This is a genomic window from Ruegeria sp. H7 (assembly GCF_056532945.1).
Genome location: NZ_JBQFNZ010000001.1, coordinates 448,985 through 470,287, shown reverse-complemented (window position 1 = coordinate 470,287; position 21,303 = coordinate 448,985). Strand labels below are relative to the sequence as shown.

The window sequence follows — 21,303 nt, the reverse complement described above, 5'->3', positions numbered from 1 at the left end:
GGCTTTGGAGACATGATCCAGGCTGATCTGACAATAATCCTGCCGGAAATCGTTCTGGCCGTATATGCGATGGTGGCCCTGATCGGGGCCGTCTATACGACGAAAGACGGGCTGGCCCCGGTTCTGGTCTGGACCACCGCTGGCCTGATGGCGCTGCTGGCGATCTGGATTGCCACCAATGGTGACGGCACCAACGTGGCCTTCAACGGCATGTTTGTCGATGACGGCTTTGCCCGCTTTGCCAAGGTCGCGATCCTGCTATCCGCCGCCGCCGTTCTGGTCATGAGCCAGGAATACATGGCCCGCCGGGGCCTGCTGCGCTTTGAATATCCGTTGCTGGTGGCTTTGGCCGCCGTGGGCATGATGATGATGGTCAGCGCAGGCGATCTGATGTCGCTGTATATGGGGCTGGAGCTGCAGTCTCTGGCCCTTTACGTCGTGGCCGCGCTGCGCCGCGACAGTGCGAAATCGACCGAGGCCGGTTTGAAGTATTTCGTGCTGGGCGCGCTCAGCTCGGGCCTTCTGCTATATGGCGCATCGCTGGTTTATGGCTTCACCGGAACCACCCTTTTCTCGGGCATCATCGCGACTGTACAGGCCGGAGATGTCTCGGTTGGCCTGCTGTTTGGTCTGATCTTCCTGATCTCGGGTCTGGCCTTCAAAGTGTCGGCCGTGCCGTTCCATATGTGGACGCCGGACGTGTACGAGGGCTCACCGACCCCGATTACCGCGTTCTTTGCAACCGCGCCGAAAGTGGCGGCGATGGCCCTGTTCGCGCGGCTGCTGCATGACGCATTCGGCGGCATCGTGAAAGACTGGCAACAAGTGATCGTGCTGCTGTCTGTGCTGTCGATGCTGCTGGGTGCGGTCGCCGCCATTGGGCAGCGGGACATCAAGCGCCTGATGGCGTTCTCGTCGATTGCGCATATGGGCTATGCGCTGATCGGTCTGGCCGCAGGGACTGAGTTGGGCATCAAGGCGATGCTGATGTATCTGGCCATTCACGTGACCATGAATATCGGCACCTTCGCCTTCATCCTGATGATGGAGCGTGATGGCAAACCCGTTACCGATATCGACGCCTTGCGCCAGTATTCCAGGCATGATCCGGGCAAGGCGCTGGCGGTTCTGATCCTGATGTTCAGCCTTGCGGGCGTGCCGCCGATGCTTGGGTTCTTTGCCAAATTCGGGGTCTGGCAAGCGGGCGTCAGCGCGGGTCTGACGGGTCTGGTCATCGTCTCGGCCATCGCCTCGGTCATCGGTGCGTTCTATTACCTTCGGATCGTGTTCTACATGTATTTCGGGGCCGAGAACGAGGAACCGATTGAAACGCGGTCATCGCCCGTTTTGTGGGTCGCCCTGATGGGATCGGCAGCCCTGATGCTGGTCGGCGTGTTTTATCAGTTCGGTGTCGAGGGCGCAGCGGCAGCTGCGGCAGCCACGCTTGTCAACTGATCGTTTTGAACACTGTGAAGGAGGGGCTCGGTCGCGCGACCGGGCCTTTTTGATATGACCAAATGGCCCCAAGGCTACGGCCTGCACGAGGTGCAGGAAGTTGATAGCACCCTGAACGAGGCGGCGCGCATCGCCCCAAACGCCAGTGGTCCAGTGTGGATCATGGCGCATCACCAAACCGCAGCGCGCGGACGGCGCGGGCGGGCGTGGGCGAACCCCATGGGCAATCTGGCCGCGACCTTGCTGATGCGTCCGCAAGGTGCGCCGGAACAATCGGCTTTGCGCAGTTTCGTGGCCGCGCTGGCCCTGTTTGACGCCTGTGTGGCTGTCACCGGGCGGGCGGACGGTCTGTCGCTGAAATGGCCCAACGATGTGCTGCTGAATGGCGGCAAGCTGGCGGGAATCCTGCTGGAAAGCACCGGGCAGGGGCGCGGCGTGGCCCATCTGGCCATCGGCATTGGCGTAAATCTGGCCTCGGCCCCAGACCCCGAGGCGGTGGAGCCCGGTGCAATGCGCCCCGTCTCATTGCTGTCCGAAACCGGGGCCCATGTCACGCCCGAGGATTTCCTGACCGAACTCGCCGCCGCCTATGCCCGTTACGAGACCCAGTTTGTCACCTATGGGTTCGAGCCGATCCGCACCGCCTGGCTGGCCCGCGCGGCGCGTCTGGGTGAGGTAATCACCGCCCGTACCGGAACGTCAGAGACGGTAGGCACCTTCGAAACGGTGGACGCGGGGGGCAACCTTGTCCTAAACACCGCGAAAGGCCGCGTGAGCATTCCCGCGGCGGATGTATATTTCTGAAAGGGGCGCAGATGCTTCTGGCCATCGATTGCGGCAACACGAACACCGTATTCTCGATCTGGGATGGCGAAACCTTCCTGTGCACCCTGCGCACGTCGACCCATCATTCGCGCACGGCGGACGCCTATTTCACATGGTATTCGACGCTGGTGAAACATTACGGCATCGAGGCCGAGATCACGGATGTGATTATCGCCTCGACCGTGCCGCGCGTGGTGTTCAACCTTCGTATATTTGCGGATCGGTTCTTTGGCTGCCGGCCATGGGTGGTGGGTAAACCCGATTGCCTGTTGCCTGTGACGCCCCGCGTGGATGAAGGCACCGTGCCTGGCCCGGATCGTCTGGCCAACGCGGTCGGGGCGTTTGACCGGCATGGCGGCAATGTGGTGGTGGTGGATTTCGGCACCGCAACCAATTTCGACGTCGTGGCCGCCGACGGCGCTTATGTCGGCGGCATCATTGCGCCGGGGGTGAACCTCAGCCTGGAGGCTTTGCATCAGGGCGCTGCGGCGTTGCCGCATATCGACATTACGCGGCCGGACAAAGTGATTGGCACGAATACGGTTGGCTGTATCCAGTCGGGCGTGTATTGGGGCTATTCTGGTCTGATCGAGGGGCTGATTGCCCGCATCAAGACCGAATACGGAATGCCGATGAAAGTCGTTGGAACCGGAGGGCTCGCACCCTTGTTCGATCAGGCCGACGTGGGGTTCGACGCAATCGAAGATGATCTGACGATGCACGGCCTGACCGTGATCCATCGCTATAACAAGGAAAATGGCTCGACATGAGCAGCGAAAGACTGATCTACCTGCCGCTGGGCGGGGCCGGTGAAATCGGCATGAATGCCTATGTGTATGGCTATGGTGAACCGGGCAAGGAACGCCTGATCCTCGTCGATCTGGGCGTGACGTTTCCCGATATGGATACCACGCCAGGGGTTGATCTGATCCACGCCGATATTTCATGGCTGCAGGACCGCGCCGACCGGCTTGAGGCGATCTTTGTCACCCACGCGCACGAAGATCACGTGGGCGCCGTGGCCCATTGTTACGAAGCACTTGGCGCGCCGGTCTATGCACGTGCTTTCACCGCCAATATCGCCCGCCGCAAGATGGACGAACATGGCCATCCCGAAGACGCCGTGCGCACCGCCTCGGCCTGGCCCGAGCAGGTCTCGGCTGGCCCGTTCACCGTGGGTTTCCTGCCGGTCTCGCATTCGATCCCCGAAAGCGCGGCCTTGGTGATCGACACGCCTGCGGGCCGGATCGTGCATTCGGGCGATTTCAAACTGGACGCAAACCCGGTTGTGGGGGAAGCGTTTGACCCGGACCTGTGGACCGAGGTTGCCAAATCGGGTGTCAAGGCGCTGGTCTGTGACAGCACCAATGTGTTTTCAGCCCATCCCGGACGATCGGAATCCGAAGTTGGGCCCGAGATCACAAAGCTGGTCGAAAGCGCCGAAGGTATGGTTGTGGCCACCACTTTTGCCTCGAACGTTGCGCGGGTGAAGACATTGGCAGAGGCCGGGCAGCGGGCCGGGCGTTCGGTTGTTTTGCTGGGCCGCGCCATGCGCCGGATGATCGAGGCGGCGACGGAAACCGGTATCCTGTCGGACTTCCCCAAGGTGATCAGCGCCGAAGAGGCGGTGGACCTGCCGCGCCAGAACCTGATGCTGATCGTGACCGGCAGTCAGGGCGAACGCCGCGCCGCCAGCGCGCAACTGGCACGCGGCAAGTATCGCGGGATCGAACTGAAAGAGGGCGATCTGTTCCTGTTCTCGTCGAAGACCATTCCCGGAAACGAGCGCGGCGTGATCTTCATCATGAACCAGCTTAGCGAAAAGGGCGTGGATGTGGTCGATGACAGCTCGGGGCTGTATCACGTCTCGGGCCACGCCAACCGGCCTGATCTTGAGAAGGTGCATGCGCTGACTGACCCTCAGATGGTCATCCCGATGCACGGCGAACACCGCCACCTGCGCGAACATGCGAAACTGGCCGAGGCTGGCGGGCGGACCGGTATCCTTGCGGTCAACGGCACCATGTTGGACCTGACCGGCAATGCGCCCAAGGTTGTGGATTATGTCGAGACCGGACGCACCTATCTGGACGGCACCGTCAAGATCGGCGCGCTGGACGGCATTGTCCGCGACCGTATTCGCATGGCGCTGAACGGGCATGTCACGGTCACAGTCATTCTGGATGAAGAGGACGAGCCGCTGGGCGAACCCTGGTGCGATATGATGGGCCTACCGGAAACCGGAACCTCGCGGGCCGCTTTGGTCGAGGTGCTGGAGGAAGACCTGAACCAGTTCCTGATGCGGGCCGAGGCCAAGACCCTGCGCGACGATGACAAGCTGGAAGAGGCGATGCGCCGGATCGTGCGTCAGACCGCCAAGACCGAGATCGGCAAGAAGCCCGAAGTTACCGTTGTGATTAGCCGGATGAAGTAAGCCCGGCGTCAGTCGGCATCCGGCATCGGGTATCCGCGCAGGCGCAGAAACAGGCTGGCCTCATCCTGGTTCTGGTAGAAGGGAACCGATGCCGGTGGCGTCGGATCGGTCACGCGCGCTGCGATTTCGGCCAGAACAACTTCGGTGATGAAGGGCAGGTCCAGATCACGGGCGCGGTCCAGCTGGACCCATTGCAGATGCGACAGCTCGTCCGAGGCGCGGCTGAAATCGTCCAGATCGCCCTGAATCTCATCCGCATCGACCAGAAAGAACCGCGCATCAAACCGGCGTGGGCGGCCGGGCGGCGTGACCGCGCGAAAAACGAACTGTAAGCCTTTGGCGGATGGCAGAAATCCCATGTCGGCAAATTCCGCCCAATCCTCGGGCACGGTCGCGGACCAAGTGCCGGGCTGCCCCAGAACCAGTCCGGTTTCTTCCCACAATTCGCGTATCGCAGCGGCGGCCAGCGCGGTTTGCAGATCGGGCGCGGATTGTTCGGCAAGCCGGTCTTGACACAAACCGGGCAGCGGCGTGGCCAAAGGAACACTCCCGTCCGACGGGTCAACCGCGCCGCCGGGGAAAACAAACTTGTTGGGCATGAACACGGCATTGGTGCCGCGTTGCCCCATCAGAATCGACGGATCCGTCAGGCGATTGCGCAAGACAATGACTGTCGCCGCGTCCCGTATTGCTGTTTTGTCGATGCTCATGCGTGGCCGGTTCCGATGGATGACCTCATGAGGCTTTCTCGAACCCGTTCATCCGGCGTGCCCATTGATAGGCCACCATGGCCCCCTTCAGGCGGGGCAGCAGGTACAGCGACAGCGCCACACAGGCAATGGAAAAGCCGATTGCCATGGTCCACGGATCCGGCCGCCAATGCACGTACGAGACGTGCAGCGCGGGGGCCAGCAGGTGCCCGACCACCAGAATCGTCAGGTATGCCGGGCCATCATCGGCGCGGTGATGAAACAGCTCCTGCTCGCAGTTCGGGCAGTGGTCGTTCACCTTCAGATAGCTGTGCAGCAGCTTGCCCTCACCACATTTGGGGCACCGGCCACGAAAGCCTTTGACCAAAGCAGGCCATGTCGGGCGCTCATCTTCGGTCGGGGTCTCGATCGTCTGGTCCATAATATAACTCATGCGCTCATCTTTGCCGGATATTGCGCCTTGTGTCCGCGAGTTTAAAGGGGGGTGCGTCGCTTTGTGCCGATGCGGGCAATGACGCGCCCAAGCCAAATATCAAAAAAAGTTTGACCTTTGCGACGGAAACCCCGGCGCGCCCCGTTTGAATGGATATGAGCAGCGGTGATGAGGCCGCGTCAAACAAGGGAAACCAACCATGAAAAACTCAACTTTCATCGCGGGTATCGTACTTGCAGCAGTCGCCATCACAGGCACATCGGTTCTGGCGGCGGGTCCCAAAGATCGTGAGCCCGTTTCGTTTCAGGAACTGGACGCAAACGGAGATGGGCAGATCACCAGGGACGAGATGACCGCCCATCGCAATGCGCGGTTCACGACGGCAGATACCGATGGCGACGGCCAATTGAGCGTTGAAGAAATGCAGGCGGCGGCCCAGAAACGGTCGGACGAGCGTATCACCAAGATGTTCGAAGAGCATGACGCCAACGCCGATGGCTTTCTGAGCCAGGATGAGTTGCCGAAACCACGCCGGGCTGACAAGATGTTTGACCGGATCGATGCAGATGACAGCGGCAGCATCTCGGAACAGGAATTTGCCGATGCAAAAGACAAAATGGGCCGGCATCACAAAAAGCGTCACAAGGCGGGCGCCGACAATAACTGATGCGGGATGGAGGATCTGACCTCCCATCCAGATACAGGTTGCGGCGGCGATGCCGCTGCAGCCGACCTTGGCGACGATGTGTTGCTGAGGCAGTTTGCTGATGGCGATGCCGGGGCCGCGCGGCTTTTGACCGACCGTCTGGGGCCGCGCAGCTATTCGGTGGCTTTGCGTATGCTGGGAAACCGGGCCGAGGCCGAAGACATCACGCAAGAGGCCATGATGCGGCTGTGGCAGATGGCACCGGACTGGGTGCCAGGGCAGGCCAAGGTCTCAACCTGGCTATACCGGGTGACGCTGAACCTTTGTGTGGATATGCGGCGCAAGAAACGGCCCGAGGCCTTGTCGGATGTACCCGAACCCGAGGACGATGGTGTCAGCGTGGTTGAACGCATGCAGCAAGAGGCGCGCAAGGATGCATTGCAGGCGGCCCTGTCACAATTGCCGGATCGGCAAAGACAGGCGGTTATCCTGCGCCATATCGAGGAATTGCCCAACCCCGAGATTGCCGGGATCATGGGGGTATCGGTAGAAGCGGTCGAAAGTCTGACCGCGCGGGGAAAACGCAGCCTGGCTGCCAATCTGGCCAGACGACGGGATGAACTGGGGTATGAAAATGGCTGATGATGACATGGAACTGGATGATCTGTTTGCCCAGGCAAGGGCGCAGCGCGACGACCTGCCGGATGGTCTGGCCGTACGCATTCAGACCGATGCCGAGGCGGTTCGCCTGCAACGTCTGAAAGCCCGGTCGCCGGTCGGCCCCCGACCATGGGTCCGTTTTCTAGAACAGATCGGCGGCTGGCAGGGGTTTGGTGGCCTGATCGCGGCCAGTGCCGCTGGTGTCTGGATCGGGTTTTCCGCACCTGCTTTTCTGCCCGACCCGGCCAGTTTGGTGACGTCGCAGGACACGTCTTATCTGATAGCGGATCTGGGCTTTGACACGAGTTTTCTGGAGGCCACGGAATGAGCGCGGAAACCAAACCAAAACGGCGTTGGATGCCGATTGTTCTGGCCCTCTCACTGGCCCTGAACCTGTTGATTGTCGGGATTGCTGCGGGGACGGTTCTTCGGTTGAAAGGCGGTGACCACGCCAAGGGCCCACCGGGTTTTGGCCCCGCCTTGTATCGCGCTTTGCCCAAAGACGACCGCAAATCCCTGCGCGGGGAATTGTCGGGGTTGCACCGGGAACGTTCAGGTAACCGGGCGCGGGATTTTGTAGCGATCAGCCAGGCATTGCGCGCGGTGCCGTTCGATCCGGCGGCTGTTGAGGTTCTGTTGCAGCAACAGGCACAGGAAACGGCCCAATTGCAAGCTGCGTTACAAACTCAATGGTTGGCGCGTGTCTCGGCGATGTCGGATGCAGAACGTCAGGGTTATGCCGACCGGCTGGAAGAGGTTGTTCAGCGTGGCCACCGCAAGCACCAGAAGCACGATTGATTCATGCCGCGCTTTGGCGGATCCGAACCTGATTGCGGCCTGCTCTTTTCGCGGCGTACAGCGCCTCGTCCGCTGATTTCATCAGCCTATCCACAGGCTCGGGCCGTGTATCTTGCGACGCATATCCGGGCGAGGCGTGTTTGAGGCCGATGCTGATCGTAACCGGGATCGGGTCCTGTGTGTCGGACAGGTGAAAGGGTTGTTGGCAAATACTGTCACACAGCGCCTCTGCCAGTTTGACGGCCCGTGCACGGGTCATGTTTGAGGCCCCGATCATGAACTCTTCACCGCCGATGCGGGCGACAAACCCGGTGTCCCCCAGAACCCGCTGCATCCGGGTCGCGGCCTGCGTCAGCACCATGTCGCCGCTGGCATGCCCAAAGCGGTCATTGATCGTTTTGAAATGGTCCAGATCGGCCAGCATGATCGCAAAGCCGCGCCCGGACCTCAGCGATTGGCGGGCGATCTGTTCCATCGCGTGCATACCGTAGCGCCGGTTGTGCAACCCGGTCAGCGGGTCGATCCACGAGTCGGCGATCCCGCGTTTCAGCGAGGCGCGCATCTGATCGATACGTGTTTTTCGGGCAAGCTGGTTTGCCAGTCGCAACTGGATTTCCTGCGGGCAGAAGCCGCCAAGGCAAACGGCATCCGCGCCGCGATCCAAAGCCTCGGACGCCATAGCGGCATTGGTGTCGTCCAGTACCCCGATCAGAACTGTGTGGCGCGTCGCGCTGCGAGATCTGAGGTCGGCGAGAATATTCAATCCGCTCGGGCTGGCATCCAATTCGATCACGACGGCGTCCGGGGTCGGGCCCGACAACAGCGCCTGCAGATTGGATTGCGTGTGCCAGCCGACAATGTGCCGTGTCTGATGGGACAGGGCCTTGTTCCATATCGCGCCGGTTCGGGGTGTCAGCGACAGAATATCGACGCGCGCTGGCTTGTGTGGGGTGAGAAATGCCGTGGCTTGTTCTGCGAATCCAATGGTCTGAGGCGTGTCGTTGACGTGAAGGTCCTGCGTGTCGGCCCGCGCCCGCAACAGGCTGCGAATGCGGGCCAGAAGCAGCGTATCCTTGAATGGATGGGTCATCACATCGTCCAGCCCATCCTCCAACGCGCGCAGGCGGGCGGCCTTGTCATTCTGAGGCGCAAGCGCCACCACGGGCACATCGCCCAGCTCGGGCTCGTTCAGGATAAGCTTTTTGACATCTGCGGCCGTCCCGTCCGGCAGGGTCTGCGCGGTCAGAACAAGATCGGGCCGTACCCGCCGCAGCAAGGCTCGCAGCCCCTTTAGCTTTTCCCCCTGCACCACGTGATACCATGCCGCCGTCAGCTGAACCTTCAGCATAATGCGGTTGGTTGATACCCCGTCGAGGACAAGGATGGTTCCCTGCACGGACATAGTCGCTCACCGTTGATTGCATGCGTCAACAAAGTGTTTATGAGTCTGGTTAACAAACCCTTTCCAAGACCGAATCCAGGGCCGGTTTATGTCACTTTCTGCCGATTCTGCCGAAACGCTTGCGCTGACCGCCCTTGGCTGGCTGGTCGGAAATGATGAGCTTTTGCCTGTATTTCTTGGCTCAACCGGCGCTGCGTCTCAGGATTTGCGGACCAATGCGGGCGACCCTGCCTTTTTGGCATCCGTTCTGGATTTCCTTCTGATGGATGATTCGTGGATCATCGCGTTTTGCGACGCGCATTCGGTCCCATATGCCCAACCCGCACAGGCCCGCGCGGTGCTGGCGGGCGGTGAAATGCACTGGACCTAACCCTATCTCAGCAGGAGCCTGCGATGCCCATTGATGCAATCGTCTTCGACAAGGACGGCACTCTGTTCGATTTCGCCAATACGTGGGGGGCATTCGGGCGGTCGCTGCTGACGCGTCTCGCCGGTTCCGATCAGACACGGGCGGCAGAGCTGGGCGCCGTCATCGGCTATGATCTTGAGCAGGATCGATATGCCGAAGACAGTATCGTCATCGCAGCCACGGTTGAAGAAATTGCCGAGCTTATGCTGCCTCATCTGGATGGGTACACGCTGGCCGAACTTATCGACCTGATCAATACCGAGGCTGCGGCGGCCACTCAGGCCCCCGCAGTGCCGTTGGAATCGTTTCTGGATGGTCTGCGGAAATCCGGCCTCAAACTTGGCGTTGCGACAAATGACAGCGAACACCCCGCGCTTCAGCACCTGGAGTCGGTGGGCATTCGCGATCATTTCGACTTTATCGCCGGGTATGACAGCGGCCATGGATATAAGCCCGGACCGGGGCAGTTGCTGGCCTTTGCCGCCCATGTCGGTGTCGATCCGTCGCGTATTGCCATGGTGGGTGACAGCCTGCATGACCTGCAGGCCGGGCGTGCTGCCGGAATGGTGACCATTGGCGTTCTGACAGGCCTGGCCAAGGCCGAGGTACTGGCCCCAATGGCCGATGTGGTTCTGCCGGATATCGGGCATATCCCGGTCTGGCTGGCGCAGAACTGACCTCACCGACCCGAAATTCGGCACATCGGGATAAGAAACCGACATTTTCTGTCGCAGACAGAGCGGCTGCCGGACGGTCTTCAAGGCTTGCTTGGGATAAGCAAAGCAGGAGGGGACGATGGCCGACACCAGTACTCGCAAACGGCGCGGCGGCGGCCGCGCCGGGGCCGCCGCCCGACGCGGAAGCGCCGTTATCGATCAGATGCCATGGAACCCGCCGGTCAACACCGACCGACCGACCGAACCGCTGGGCCCCGAAGGGATCGAGGCGATCCATGACGGTGCGATGCGTATTCTGGAAGAGATCGGTATCGAGTTCTACAATGACGAAGCCGTTGAGATCCTGCGCAAGGCTGGGTGCAAGATAGAAGGCGACAACGTTCGAATGGGCCGCGATTTCGTGATGGAGATGGTGGCCAAGGCCCCCAGCAGTTTCACGATCACCCCCCGAAATCCTGAACGCACGATTGAAATCGGCGGCAAGAATATGGTGTTCGGGAACGTCTCGTCTCCACCAAATTACTGGGACATGGAGATCGGCAAGAAGGTTCCCGGCAACCGCCAGATGTGTCGCAACCTTCTGAAACTGACGCAATATTTCAACTGCATCCACTTTGCCGGGGGCTATCCGGTCGAACCCGTGGATCTGCATGCCAGCGTCCGGCATCTGGATGTACTGTATGACAAGCTGACACTGACGGATAAGGCCATGCACGCCTATTCGCTGGGCAAAGAGCGGGTCGAAGACGTGATGGAGATGGTGCGGATCGCAAGCGGCCTGAGCCATGACGAATTTGACGCCAGCCCTCGGATGTATACCAACATCAACTCGACCTCGCCCCTGAAACACGACTATCCGATGATCGATGGTTGCCTGCGTCTGGCGCGGCGTGGGCAGGCGATTGTGGTGACGCCATTCACGCTTGCAGGCGCGATGGCACCGGTGACGATGGCAGGGGCGGTGGCGCAGTCGCTGGCCGAGGCGCTTTGTGCAATCGCGCTGTTCCAATATGTCCGCCCCGGCACGCCCTGCGCAATCGGGACGTTTACCTCGAATGTCGACATGAAAACCGGCGCTCCGGCCTTTGGAACGCCGGAATACATGCGCTCGACCCAGATGACCGGGCAGATGGCGCGGTTTTATAATCTGCCGATGCGATCCTCGGGCGTTTGCGCGGCAAACGTACCGGACGGGCAATCGGTTTGGGAGACGTCAAACTCGCTTTGGGCGGCGGTACAGTCGGGCACGAACATGGTGTATCATGCGGCTGGCTGGCTGGAAGGTGGCCTGATCGCAAGCCCTGAGAAATTCATCATGGATTGCGAGGTTCTTCAGCAAATTCAACGCTATATGGACCCCGAAATTGTCGCGACCGGCCCGGATGAGATCGCCGTGGACGCCATCCGTTCGGTCGGGAATGACGGCCACTTCTTTGGCATCCAGCACACGCAGGATCGGTACACCACGGCGTTTTATCAACCCTTCCTGAGCGACTGGAAAAACTTTGAAGGCTGGGAGGTCGCAGGCGGTATCTGGACAGCCGAACGGGCGCATCACATGTTCAAAGAGATCATCACCAGCTTTGAGCCTCCGGCGATGGATGACGGAATTCGCGAGGAGCTGGCCGAATTTGTTGAACGTCGCAAAGCGGAAGGCGGGGCACCCACGGATTTTTGACCTTAGACCGTCTTGCTTGAGCGGATTCTCGGCAAATCGGGCAGATTTTGGCTATTTGTTAAGGATTGTCAGACCACAGTAGGGTGAAACCAATCTGGGGCACCTTATGCATGGTCTGATCAATCGGGCGATCCAATCCTTTGTCTGTGCGACTTATGGCCAATCGTGCTGGTTGCGCGTGACCGAGGCGGCGGGGCTGGGGTTTCACGAGTTCGAGCCCATGTTGATCTATGGCGAAGACGTGCTGGCGCAGGTTCTTGACGCGTTGAGCCACGATCTGGGGCGTCCGCAGCCCGAAATACTCGAAGACGTCGGCACCTATCTGGTCTCGCATCCCAATATGGAAGGCTTGCGACGATTGCTGAGGTTTGGCGGCGTCAGCTATGTCGAGTTTCTGCATTCGCTGGACGACCTTGCGGATCGCGTCCGTCTGGCCGTGTCGGACCTGACCTTACCCGCCTTAGAGTTGCGGGAACGTTCTGTGACCGAATATCAGTTGCTCTGTTATTCGGGGTTACCGGGTTATTCGAGCGTAATGGTCGGAGTCCTGCGGGCCATGGCCGACGATTATGGTGCCCTGGTGATGCTGTCGCATGACGGGCAACAGGATACGGCCGAGATTATCTCGATCATGTTGGTGGAAAGCGCCTTCGCGGAAGGGCGGCATTTCGATTTGGGGGCGCGAAACGGATGACAGAACCCGAGGATCTGGCGCATCTGCTGGAAACCCTGTGCCCGATGTTTCTGCTGCTGGAGGAAGGCGGGAAAATCGAACGGGCCGGGCCTACGCTGCAAAAGCTGCGCCCGGACATGCCTTTGATCGGGAAAGGTTTTTTGGACGTGTTCCAACTGATCCGCCCGCGCACCGTCACCACCATTCCGGCGCTGATGTCCATGGCCGGGGCGAAGCTGCATCTGAAGTTTCTTGATGAACCCCGAACCGCCCTGAAAGGGCTTGTTGCGCCGTTACCGAATGGGCGCGGGGCGGTGATCAACCTCTCCTTTGGCATCTCGATCCTGGACGCGGTGCGGGATTACGCCCTGACCAGTGCCGATTTTTCGGGCACCGATCTGGCCATCGAACTTCTGTATCTGGTCGAGGCGAAATCCGCCGCGATGGAGGCATCGCGGTCCCTGAACCTGCGACTGCAGGGCGCGATGCTGGCGGCTGAGGAGCAAGCCTATACCGACACCTTGACCGGCCTAAAAAACCGCCGCGCGATGGATCATATGTTGGGGCATCTGGTATCGGCCAACGCGTCATTTGCGCTGATGCATCTGGATCTGGACTATTTCAAAGCCGTGAATGACCGATTGGGTCACGCCGCCGGGGACTATGTATTGCAGCAAGCCGCCCAGATCATGGTCGAGGAAACGCGGGGCGACGACACCGTTGCGCGTGTCGGCGGCGATGAGTTTGTGATTATTTTCAAGGGCCTGACCCGAGAGGATGTGTTGGCCTCCATCGCCGCACGCCTGATCGCGCGATTGAATGAGCCGATGATGTTTCAACAACAGCCCTGCCGTATTTCCGCAAGCATCGGAACGGCGATCTCCACCCAGTTCGATGCGCCCAAAGCAGCAGAGGTTCTTCATGCCGCCGATCTGGCGTTGTATCAGGCCAAGCGGGAAGGGCGGTCATGCCATCGACTGTACTCAACGCTGTCGCAGGCACAGTCGTGAGTTGACCCTTGTCAGGCGGTTTCGAAGGCGGCGCTCAGCTTCCGGGCGATCTGGAGTTTTATGGGCGGAAGCTCTCCGACCACGGGCAATAGCTGCCCTTTGAACCCGGCGCGGTCCAGTTCTTGCGGGACGTCTTCCAACACGTGCCCGCCTGTGCAGGCAAAGAAGGGCAGGCATATGGATTTCTGACCCACGCTGCTCGCTGCATCGGCAATTGAAGGGGGTTCTTCAACAAAGCCCACGTGAATTGATTTGAACGCAAGAATCTCACCCAGTGTCTTGGCAAAATCCCGCGTCACAGTCGCAGGATTGCGGCTGCGCCCCGATCCGTGGGCGGCGATCACCAGATCTGTTTCTGACGCCAGCCATTGGTTCGCGACCACCGCATCCTGCAGGGCCGAGGCGGCCAGATTGGCCAATTCCGGGTCAACGCCCAACGGGTCCAAAATCTGCAGGCAACGGTTTCCGACACGTTTCGGCAGGGCGCTGGTGACGAACCAGCCCTTGGCCATGAACAAAGGGTAAATCACCGTGTCGCTGGGCAGGCTATCCATCATGGCCTCAAGCGATCCGGGGGCGGCGAGGGTGGCAGAATGCACCGATACACCGGCCGCCACGGCATCAACCTGCGCGGCAAACCGCGACAAAGAGGCCTCGGCCGGATCGGGATCCGAGGGTTGACCATGGGCGACAATAATGGCGTGCGGCATATACGGCTCCTGTTCTTGGGCGATAGCTGTGTCGCCGGGCCTGCAAGTCAAGACAGGTGTTAGCCCAAAACGGCCAGCCAAAGCCAGACGGTCAGAATCGAAACGCCTGTTCCGATCAGAACGGATGAGGCGGCGACCCGTTTGGCGCGGCCATACATATTGGCAAAGATATAGGCATTGAAACCCGGTGCCATGGCCGCGTTCAAAACGCCCGAGCGGAACAGGTCCTGCGGCAGTCCGGTGGATTTGCCGAAGATCCAGACAAGGCTTGGGTGCAGCATCAGTGAGATGCAGCACACATAGGCAATCGTGCGCAGATCACCCTCGGGCTTGTATTTGACCAGCACGCCGCCCAGTGCGAACAGGGCTCCGGGCAAGGCCGCGCGGGTCACAAGGCCAAGCGCTTCATCGACCACGCGGGGAATGACAAGGCCCGAGAGGTTGACGACAAACCCAAGCGCAATGCCCAGGATCAAAGCGTTCTTGAACATCGCAGACAGGACCGAGCGTGCCATCCGCGCGCCGCCATGGCCGCGATTTCGGACGATCTCCATCACCGTGATGCCGACGCCATAGCAGAAGGGCGAATGGAACGCGATGATCGCGTAGTTTCCGGTCAGGTTTTCAGGCCCATAGGCACGCTCGGTTATCGGCAGGCCCAGCAGGACTGAGTTCGAAAACAGGCAGCAAAAGCCGATGGCGACGCAGTCTTCCCACTCGCGCCCAAAGATCAGCCGCGCGCCGAACAGTCCGGCGGTGAAACACAGCGCAGCGGCAGAATAGAAGCTGGCCAACAGGCGCGGATCGAAACTGGCGCTGAGGTCCAGATGCGCGATGGCCAGAAACAGCAGGCAGGGGATGGCGAAGCCCTGCGTGAATTTCATCAGACCATCGACATGCACTTCTTTGAAATAGCCCGACCGCGTCGCGGCATAGCCCGCACCGATGACCAGAAAGACCGGCAGGATGACATCAATCAGGCTTTGAAGCATATCGCCCCACGGCTTGGCGGTATCCGGATTGCGCGGGGCAGGGCCTTACAGCGCTTGATGGATCACCATCCCGTCATAGGCGGGGGTGATGTGGTTTGCGGTCTCGGCCTCGACGGTCGCATAGTCCAGATCGATATGCATATTGGTCAGTACCGCCAGCTTCGGTTGCAGCTTTTCAATCCAGCCCAGCGTCTTTTCCAGATGCGCATGGGTCGGGTGCGGCGTGCGGCGCAGGGCGTCGATGACAAGGCAATCCAGCCCCTCCATTGCAGGCCACGCGTCGTCATAAACTTCTGCGACGTCCGGCAGGTAAGCAAGGTTGCCCATCCGAAACCCCAGCGCGTCGATCGAGCCGTGATTGACCTTGAAAGGTTGAAAGGGGATCGGGCCACCGGGGCCGTCAACTTCGAAAGCGCCGTCAATGGATTTCAGATCCAGAATCGGCGGATAGGGTGAACCTTCGGGTTGGATAAACGCATATCCAAACCGCCCAAGCAGGGCGTTTTGCGTGTCGCCATCAGCCCAGACCGGCACGCGGGATTTCATGTTGAAGACAATCATCCTCAGATCGTCGATGCCATGCACGTGGTCAGCGTGAGAGTGGGTATAGACCACCCCGTCCAACCGACCGGTGCCGGTATCCAGCAACTGGCTGCGCATGTCCGGCGTTGTGTCGATCAGGACCGATGTGGTGCCATCTGGTCCGTCCCGCTCCACCAGCATCGAGCAGCGGCGGCGGATGTTGCGCGGGTTCGTTGGGTCGCAGTCACCCCATTGCCCGCCAAGGCGCGGCACGCCGCCCGAGGACCCGCAGCCTAGAATGGTGCACCGGAGCTGGTTCATGCAGCGGCCTTGTACAATGCGGCCTTCGAGAACAGGCGGTCGAAATTGGCCTGCGTTTGCGCGGCAAATGCGGCGTAATCCATGCCGAACACCTCGGCCCCCTTGCGGGCTGTGTGCGCGGTATAGGCAGGCTCATTGCGTTTGCCGCGATAGGGCGGCGGGGCCAGGTAGGGCGCGTCGGTTTCGACCAGAATGCGGTCCACGGGCGCGGCGGCGAAGATGTCGCGCAACTCCTGACTTTTGGGGAAAGCAGCGATGCCGGACATGGACAGGTAGAACCCCAAATCCAGAGCAGCCTTGGCCAGCTCGGCAGAGGACGAAAAGCAATGCATGACGCAGGAATAGGGCGCGTTGCGGTATTCCTCGGCCAGAATGCGGGCCATGTCATCATCGGCGGCGCGAGCGTGGATGATCAATGGCAGGCCGGTGCGCTGGGCGGCTTCGATATGGATACGCAGCGATTGTTTCTGCACCTCGGCGCTGTCGGCGGTGTAGTGGTAATCCAGTCCGGATTCGCCGATGCCCACGAATTTTGGGTGTTGCGCCAAAGCGACCAGTTCATCGACCGTTGCCATTGGCTCGTCTGCGGCACTCATCGGGTGGGTGCCCGCGGCGTAGAAGACCGGAGCGTAGGCCTCGGCGATGGCGCGGACGGAAGGCTCGTTGCGCAAACGGGTGCAGATCGTGACCATGCGGGTCACGCCTGCCTCGGCGGCGTTGGCGATGGTATGGTCCAGTTGCCCCTCGAAATCGGGGAAGTCCAGATGGCAATGGCTGTCGGTGATTTGGGGGGTGTCGCTCATCTGCTCTGACCGGCGGTTTCCTGTATCTTGAACACCGTATCTAGAACCAAAGCGGCAGGGTCAAGGTTCACCGCCTGACCATGGCGTGCGCGGGCCGTGATTGTCGCGGCGACCTCGGCCCAGCGCCGCGCCTGATCGGGTGAGGCCGACAGGCGCGCGAGCGTCGCGGCCTCGTTCGGGGCGGCCTCGGGCGCGGGTGGGGTGCCGGTGGCGCCGGTCAAGGCAAGGCGGGACAGGGCGACGTCAATCAATGTCAGCAGCAATTCGAACCGATCTGCTGCGCCGCGCTGAGCGGCAGCTTCGGCGAGTTTCAAGGCGCGTTGGCGGTCCATGCGGGGCAGGGTGCCCAGAATGGCGATCAGTTCGGCATAAATCTCCAGCCCGCCAAGATTGATCAGACGCACGGCATCGCCGACCGACCCGGCAGCCAGCGCGGCCAGATGATCCGGCTGCGCAGGCGGTTCCGCCCCGGTCTGCGCCAGTGCGGCCTGCATGTCCTCGGGCCCCAGCGGCGACAAGCGCAGGGTCCGACACCGCGACCGTATCGTCGGCAACAGGCGCGAAGGTTGGTGCGAGATCAGCAACAGCGTGGTCCGCGCGGGCGGTTCCTCAAGCATTTTTAACAGCGCATTTGCGGCGCTGACATTCATCTCATCCGCTGAATCGACGATGACCACACGCCGTCCGCCATCCGCCGAGGACAGGCCGAAGAACTTGCCCAGCTTACGAATGTCATCCACCACAATCTCACCGCGCAACCGCCCCTGATCGTTTAGCGAGCGTGTGATCGCCGCCAAACCGGGCTCTGCCCCCGCCATGATACGGTGCGAGACCGGATGATCCGGATCAATATCCAGTGTCTCAGGTGGTGGAGGCGCACCAAACAGCCCACCGTCATCAGCAGGGGGCGTAGCCAGCAGGAACCGCGCGATCCGCCAGGCCAACGTTGCCTTCCCAACCCCGCGCGGGCCGGTCAGAAGCCAGCCGTGATGCAGCCGGTCCGAGGTGTAGGCGGTCAGAAACGCCTGTTCCGCCGCGTCCTGCCCGAACAGGCGGGCGGTTTCACGCGGATGCGGCGCGCCGGGCGCCTGATCTGGGGTTGGGGTGTCGTCGCTCATCGTCTATCGCAAAGCTGCCTCGACGATATCTCTCACATCCTGTGCGACACTGTCCATGTCGCGATTGCCATCGACGACGCGGAACCGGTCAGAGAATTCATCCGCCAAAGCCAGAAACCCGGCGCGCATCTGTTTTTGCAGGGCTGGGCCGAAATCTTCGAACCGTTCCTCTGTTCCTTGACGGCCTTTGGCGCGGGACAGGCCGGTATCCGGGTCCATGTCGATCAGCAGGGTCATGTCCGGTTCGCGCCCGATCATCAGATCATGCAACTGATCCACCAGCCCGCGCAGATTGCCGCGCGACAGGCCCTGATACATGCGTGTGCTGTCGGCAAAACGGTCGCAGATCACCACCATGCCATCGGCCAAGGCCGGTTCGATGGTCCGCTCCAGATGGTCGCGGCGGGCGGCGGTGAACAGCAACAACTCGGTTTCCGCCGACCAGCGATCAGGGTCGCCTTCCAGCACCAGCCTGCGGATTTCCTCGGCCCCTGGCGAGCCGCCGGGTTCACGCGTCAGAATGACCTGATGGCCAGCGGCATCCAGATACTCGGCCAGCATCCGGGCCTGAGTTGATTTGCCTGATCCGTCAATGCCTTCAAAGGTCAGGAATAACCCGCGTTGCGTCACATCGACTCCAGCGGGTTATTGATCACGTCTTTCAGGACAATGCCGCCCACGGTCATCATTCGCACCACGAACCCGCCCAGCGGCACATCTTCGGCCGCGACCAGCGGGCGGCGGATTTCGGGTAGACCTTCGGGTTTGATCACCAGTTCGGCCAGTTGCTGGCCCTTGGTGACGGGCGCGTTGATCGGGCCCTCATAGACCACCTCGGCTTCGACATCCTGTGCACCCAGAACGGGGAACAACACGTTCAGATCACCCTCGGGCACCAGACCCACGGTCTTTTTCTCGCCCATCCACAGCTTGGCTTCGGCTATCGGCGCTTCTTCGGTGGCAACTGTCCTCTCGACAAAATTTCGAAACGACCAGTTAACCACGGCCTCAGCCTCCTCTGCCCGCTGCGCGGTACTGTCGAGACCCGATAGCACGAAGATCACCCTGCGGTCGCCCTGTTTGGCCGAGCCGACAAGGCCATAGCCCGCCTCTTGCGTGTGGCCGGTTTTCAGCCCGTCGGCCCCGATGTCCAGCCGCAGCAGGGGGTTCCGGTTGCGTTTGTTGGACGGTGCGCGCCCGTCAAATTCAAACTCTTCTTCGGCGAACAGGGGGTAGTATTCCGGGAAATCCGTGATCAGCCTGTCGGCCAGAACCGCCAGATCATGCACCGACATCATATGCCCGGCAGCGGGCCAGCCGTTCGAGTTGGCAAAGTTCGAGTTGTCCATGCCAATTTGCTTGGCGCGCTGGGTCATGTAGCGGGCAAACCCCGCCTCAGTGCCATCGGGGCTGAGCGCTTCGGCGATCACCACACAGGCGTCATTGCCCGAAAGCACGATGATCCCGCGCAGCAGGTCCTCGACCGTTACGCGATCCTGCGTGTTCAGGAACATGGTCGAGCCGCCATAGCTCATTGCATGTTGGGAAACCGGCAGGGTTTCCTGCAGGGTCAACCGCCCGTCGCGCAGCGCTTCGAACGCGACATACAGCGTCATCAATTTTGACATCGACGCCGGAGGCAAGGGTTGATCGGCGTCTTTCGACAGCAGAACCGTCCCGGTCGTCTGGTCCATCACATAAGCCGCGCGCGCCGAGGTATCGAACGCGTGCGCGGGCAGGGCCAGAACGGCCAGCCCAAGGGTGAATACGGATGTTCGCAATGCGGATAGCACGGGGGCGCCTCCTGTTATCAGTTGGACACGGTGAACGCGTCGGTAAAGCCCAAGGCCTTCACGTCGCTCTGGATAGCCTTGCGTTCCGCGCGGGTCGCGGCGGGGCCGACCAGAACCCGCCAGACCGTTTTGTCTTCGGTTTTCAGTTCGCGCACGTCGGCGGTCATGCCGTTCTTGCGAACCTTGTCCGCTGCGGACTTGGCATTGGCCTCGACGCTGAACGTGCCGACCTGAACGAAGGGTTTCGACAGGTTCGAGGGGGCCGCCGCCGTGGCCGCCGCAGCGGCTGCCGGTGTAGGTTCGGCTGCTTCAATCGCGGCGGCTGCGCCTTCGATCGGGTCCAGCGGCGTCTGGGTGATTTCGTCTGGCTGCTTCTTTTGCCACCACTTGCGCTTGGCTGGCTTTTCGGGCGGCGGCGCGACCGGAGCATCGGACAGGCCCGGCGCGGCGGCTGCACTGGCTTCCGGTGCAGCGGCATCGACCGCCGTCTCTGCCGCGTCCTCAGCTGCGGACCCCGCTGCTGCGGCGGCGGCACCGGCTGCGCCTGCCGCGGCTGCGGGTTCCTTACGTTGCCACCATTTCCGCTTGGCGGGCTTTTCCTCGGCCGCGGTATCCGGCGCGGTTTCGGCTGCCGCGACCTCGGCCTCGTCACTGGTTGTTTCCGCTTCGGGGGCGGGTTCCTCGGCAGGTGGCTTCTGTTCGACCTCTTCGCGGCGCAGGGCAACGACACTGACGCGGGTTGGGGCACCGGCCAGCATTCCCAATTCCTCTGCTGCCGCCGAGGATACCTGCAGCGCCGGACCCGGCAAATTGCGTTCCCGCCGGAACAGCGCGCCGGTGATGGTTTTGTTGTTGGCGGTGTTCTTGATCAGCACGCGTTCGGGCTGCTTGACGTCAGGATGTGCGACCCAGATACCGCCCAGCGATGGACGCCCGTCCCACAAACCTGCCTCGGTGACGGAAAACACATCCGGCGCCTCGACATCACGTTGCGAGGCGCTGGTGACCTGAGGCAGCAACTCGATCTTCGAGTCGTCCCCGGATTTTGCGCCATCTTCAGACGCGTTCTGTGATTGTAAAACTTCCTCACACCCGGACAAAACGGTCAAAGTCACAGCCAAAACAGCCAGTCCTCGCGATCTTGCGCGTGTCTGTGTTGCTCGCTTCATCTTTTCATCCCTTGCCTGAAAGGGCCTCGTTTTTCCGAGCCCCGCCGCAGGGCCGGTTCTGCGCG

General features: G+C 61.1%; 24 protein-coding genes. 13 read left to right on the top strand and 11 right to left on the bottom strand.

Annotation, left to right across the window (positions count from 1 at the left end; translation table 11 throughout):
• Positions 1-12 precede the first annotated feature (12 nt).
• From nuoN to ACR0AC_RS02170, 4 genes are read left to right on the top strand one after another with little or no spacing between them, the layout of a single operon-like run.
• Positions 13-1,455: an NADH-quinone oxidoreductase subunit NuoN gene (gene nuoN, locus ACR0AC_RS02185; protein WP_480871760.1), complete on the top strand. Its 1,443-nt coding sequence runs from the start codon at positions 13-15 to the stop codon at positions 1,453-1,455.
• Positions 1,456-1,509: 54 nt separating this feature from the next.
• The gene (locus tag ACR0AC_RS02180) at positions 1,510-2,259 is read left to right on the top strand and encodes a biotin--[acetyl-CoA-carboxylase] ligase (RefSeq protein WP_170451912.1); all 750 of its coding nucleotides are present in this window, start codon (positions 1,510-1,512) and stop codon (positions 2,257-2,259) included.
• A gap of 11 nt (positions 2,260-2,270) precedes the next feature.
• On the top strand, positions 2,271-3,050 hold the full coding sequence (locus ACR0AC_RS02175) for a type III pantothenate kinase (protein ID WP_170451910.1): 780 nt from the start codon (positions 2,271-2,273) through the stop codon (positions 3,048-3,050).
• The gene (locus ACR0AC_RS02170; protein ID WP_480625752.1) at positions 3,047-4,714 is read left to right on the top strand and encodes a ribonuclease J; all 1,668 of its coding nucleotides are present in this window, start codon (positions 3,047-3,049) and stop codon (positions 4,712-4,714) included. Before ACR0AC_RS02175 ends, ACR0AC_RS02170 begins: the two co-directional genes overlap by 4 nt.
• 8 nt (positions 4,715-4,722) lie before the next feature.
• Here ACR0AC_RS02170 and ACR0AC_RS02165 read toward each other — a convergent pair whose 3' ends face one another.
• Both ACR0AC_RS02165 and ACR0AC_RS02160 read right to left on the bottom strand, forming a co-directional pair.
• Positions 4,723-5,424, bottom strand: a complete 702-nt coding sequence (locus ACR0AC_RS02165; protein ID WP_170451906.1) for an NUDIX hydrolase — start codon at positions 5,422-5,424, stop codon at positions 4,723-4,725.
• A gap of 25 nt (positions 5,425-5,449) precedes the next feature.
• The gene (locus ACR0AC_RS02160; RefSeq protein WP_480871759.1) at positions 5,450-5,857 is read right to left on the bottom strand and encodes a DUF983 domain-containing protein; all 408 of its coding nucleotides are present in this window, start codon (positions 5,855-5,857) and stop codon (positions 5,450-5,452) included.
• Between the two features lie 199 nt (positions 5,858-6,056).
• Between ACR0AC_RS02160 and ACR0AC_RS02155 the strand changes: the two genes are divergently transcribed.
• The 4 genes from ACR0AC_RS02155 to ACR0AC_RS02140 are packed head-to-tail and all read left to right on the top strand — an operon-like array spanning position 6,057 to position 7,961.
• Positions 6,057-6,524 carry an EF-hand domain-containing protein gene (locus tag ACR0AC_RS02155; RefSeq protein ID WP_170451904.1) on the top strand — a complete coding sequence of 156 codons (468 nt, stop codon included), beginning with the start codon at positions 6,057-6,059 and terminating at the stop codon, positions 6,522-6,524.
• 6 nt (positions 6,525-6,530) lie between these two features.
• Positions 6,531-7,145, top strand: a complete 615-nt coding sequence (locus ACR0AC_RS02150; protein WP_170621391.1) for an RNA polymerase sigma factor — start codon at positions 6,531-6,533, stop codon at positions 7,143-7,145.
• The gene (locus ACR0AC_RS02145; RefSeq protein WP_170621394.1) at positions 7,138-7,491 is read left to right on the top strand and encodes a hypothetical protein; all 354 of its coding nucleotides are present in this window, start codon (positions 7,138-7,140) and stop codon (positions 7,489-7,491) included. Before ACR0AC_RS02150 ends, ACR0AC_RS02145 begins: the two co-directional genes overlap by 8 nt.
• Complete coding sequence (locus ACR0AC_RS02140; protein WP_480871758.1) at positions 7,488-7,961, top strand: periplasmic heavy metal sensor; 474 nt, start codon at positions 7,488-7,490, stop codon at positions 7,959-7,961. Before ACR0AC_RS02145 ends, ACR0AC_RS02140 begins: the two co-directional genes overlap by 4 nt.
• A 1-nt stretch (position 7,962) precedes the next feature.
• On the opposite strand, the gene ACR0AC_RS02135 is transcribed toward ACR0AC_RS02140, so the two are convergent.
• Positions 7,963-9,363 (bottom strand): diguanylate cyclase, encoded by a 1,401-nt coding sequence (locus ACR0AC_RS02135; RefSeq protein WP_170451896.1) that lies wholly within the window; start codon positions 9,361-9,363, stop codon positions 7,963-7,965.
• An 88-nt stretch (positions 9,364-9,451) separates the two neighbouring features.
• Between ACR0AC_RS02135 and ACR0AC_RS02130 the strand changes: the two genes are divergently transcribed.
• The 5 genes from ACR0AC_RS02130 (at position 9,452) to ACR0AC_RS02110 (ending at position 13,810) form a co-directional block, all read left to right on the top strand.
• The gene (locus ACR0AC_RS02130; RefSeq protein WP_170451886.1) at positions 9,452-9,733 is read left to right on the top strand and encodes a DUF3572 domain-containing protein; all 282 of its coding nucleotides are present in this window, start codon (positions 9,452-9,454) and stop codon (positions 9,731-9,733) included.
• A gap of 23 nt (positions 9,734-9,756) precedes the next feature.
• Positions 9,757-10,449, top strand: coding sequence for an HAD family hydrolase (locus ACR0AC_RS02125; RefSeq protein WP_170451884.1), 693 nt, complete (start codon positions 9,757-9,759; stop codon positions 10,447-10,449).
• 118 nt (positions 10,450-10,567) lie between these two features.
• Positions 10,568-12,127, top strand: a complete 1,560-nt coding sequence (locus ACR0AC_RS02120) for a trimethylamine methyltransferase family protein (protein WP_480871757.1) — start codon at positions 10,568-10,570, stop codon at positions 12,125-12,127.
• A 106-nt stretch (positions 12,128-12,233) separates the two neighbouring features.
• Positions 12,234-12,821 carry a heme NO-binding domain-containing protein gene (locus tag ACR0AC_RS02115; protein WP_480871756.1) on the top strand — a complete coding sequence of 196 codons (588 nt, stop codon included), beginning with the start codon at positions 12,234-12,236 and terminating at the stop codon, positions 12,819-12,821.
• The gene (locus tag ACR0AC_RS02110) at positions 12,818-13,810 is read left to right on the top strand and encodes a GGDEF domain-containing protein (RefSeq protein WP_480871755.1); all 993 of its coding nucleotides are present in this window, start codon (positions 12,818-12,820) and stop codon (positions 13,808-13,810) included. The genes ACR0AC_RS02115 and ACR0AC_RS02110 overlap by 4 nt, the downstream gene beginning before the upstream one ends.
• A gap of 11 nt (positions 13,811-13,821) precedes the next feature.
• Here ACR0AC_RS02110 and ACR0AC_RS02105 read toward each other — a convergent pair whose 3' ends face one another.
• The 8 genes from ACR0AC_RS02105 to ACR0AC_RS02070 are packed head-to-tail and all read right to left on the bottom strand — an operon-like array spanning position 13,822 to position 21,238.
• Positions 13,822-14,520, bottom strand: a complete 699-nt coding sequence (locus tag ACR0AC_RS02105; RefSeq protein ID WP_480871754.1) for a CbiX/SirB N-terminal domain-containing protein — start codon at positions 14,518-14,520, stop codon at positions 13,822-13,824.
• Between the two features lie 59 nt (positions 14,521-14,579).
• Positions 14,580-15,512 (bottom strand): AEC family transporter, encoded by a 933-nt coding sequence (locus ACR0AC_RS02100; protein ID WP_170451866.1) that lies wholly within the window; start codon positions 15,510-15,512, stop codon positions 14,580-14,582.
• Between the two features lie 45 nt (positions 15,513-15,557).
• Entirely contained in the window at positions 15,558-16,355 is a 798-nt protein-coding gene (locus ACR0AC_RS02095; protein ID WP_480871753.1) for an MBL fold metallo-hydrolase, read from the bottom strand.
• Entirely contained in the window at positions 16,352-17,158 is an 807-nt protein-coding gene (locus ACR0AC_RS02090; protein WP_480871752.1) for a TatD family hydrolase, read from the bottom strand. Before ACR0AC_RS02090 ends, ACR0AC_RS02095 begins: the two co-directional genes overlap by 4 nt.
• Positions 17,155-18,276 (bottom strand): DNA polymerase III subunit delta', encoded by a 1,122-nt coding sequence (locus tag ACR0AC_RS02085; protein ID WP_480871751.1) that lies wholly within the window; start codon positions 18,274-18,276, stop codon positions 17,155-17,157. The genes ACR0AC_RS02090 and ACR0AC_RS02085 overlap by 4 nt, the downstream gene beginning before the upstream one ends.
• A 3-nt stretch (positions 18,277-18,279) precedes the next feature.
• On the bottom strand, positions 18,280-18,906 hold the full coding sequence (gene tmk, locus ACR0AC_RS02080) for a dTMP kinase (RefSeq protein WP_480871750.1): 627 nt from the start codon (positions 18,904-18,906) through the stop codon (positions 18,280-18,282).
• Positions 18,903-20,069, bottom strand: coding sequence for a D-alanyl-D-alanine carboxypeptidase family protein (locus ACR0AC_RS02075; RefSeq protein WP_170621417.1), 1,167 nt, complete (start codon positions 20,067-20,069; stop codon positions 18,903-18,905). The genes tmk and ACR0AC_RS02075 overlap by 4 nt, the downstream gene beginning before the upstream one ends.
• A gap of 17 nt (positions 20,070-20,086) precedes the next feature.
• Complete coding sequence (locus ACR0AC_RS02070) at positions 20,087-21,238, bottom strand: SPOR domain-containing protein (RefSeq protein WP_170523634.1); 1,152 nt, start codon at positions 21,236-21,238, stop codon at positions 20,087-20,089.
• Positions 21,239-21,303: the final 65 nt, after the last annotated feature.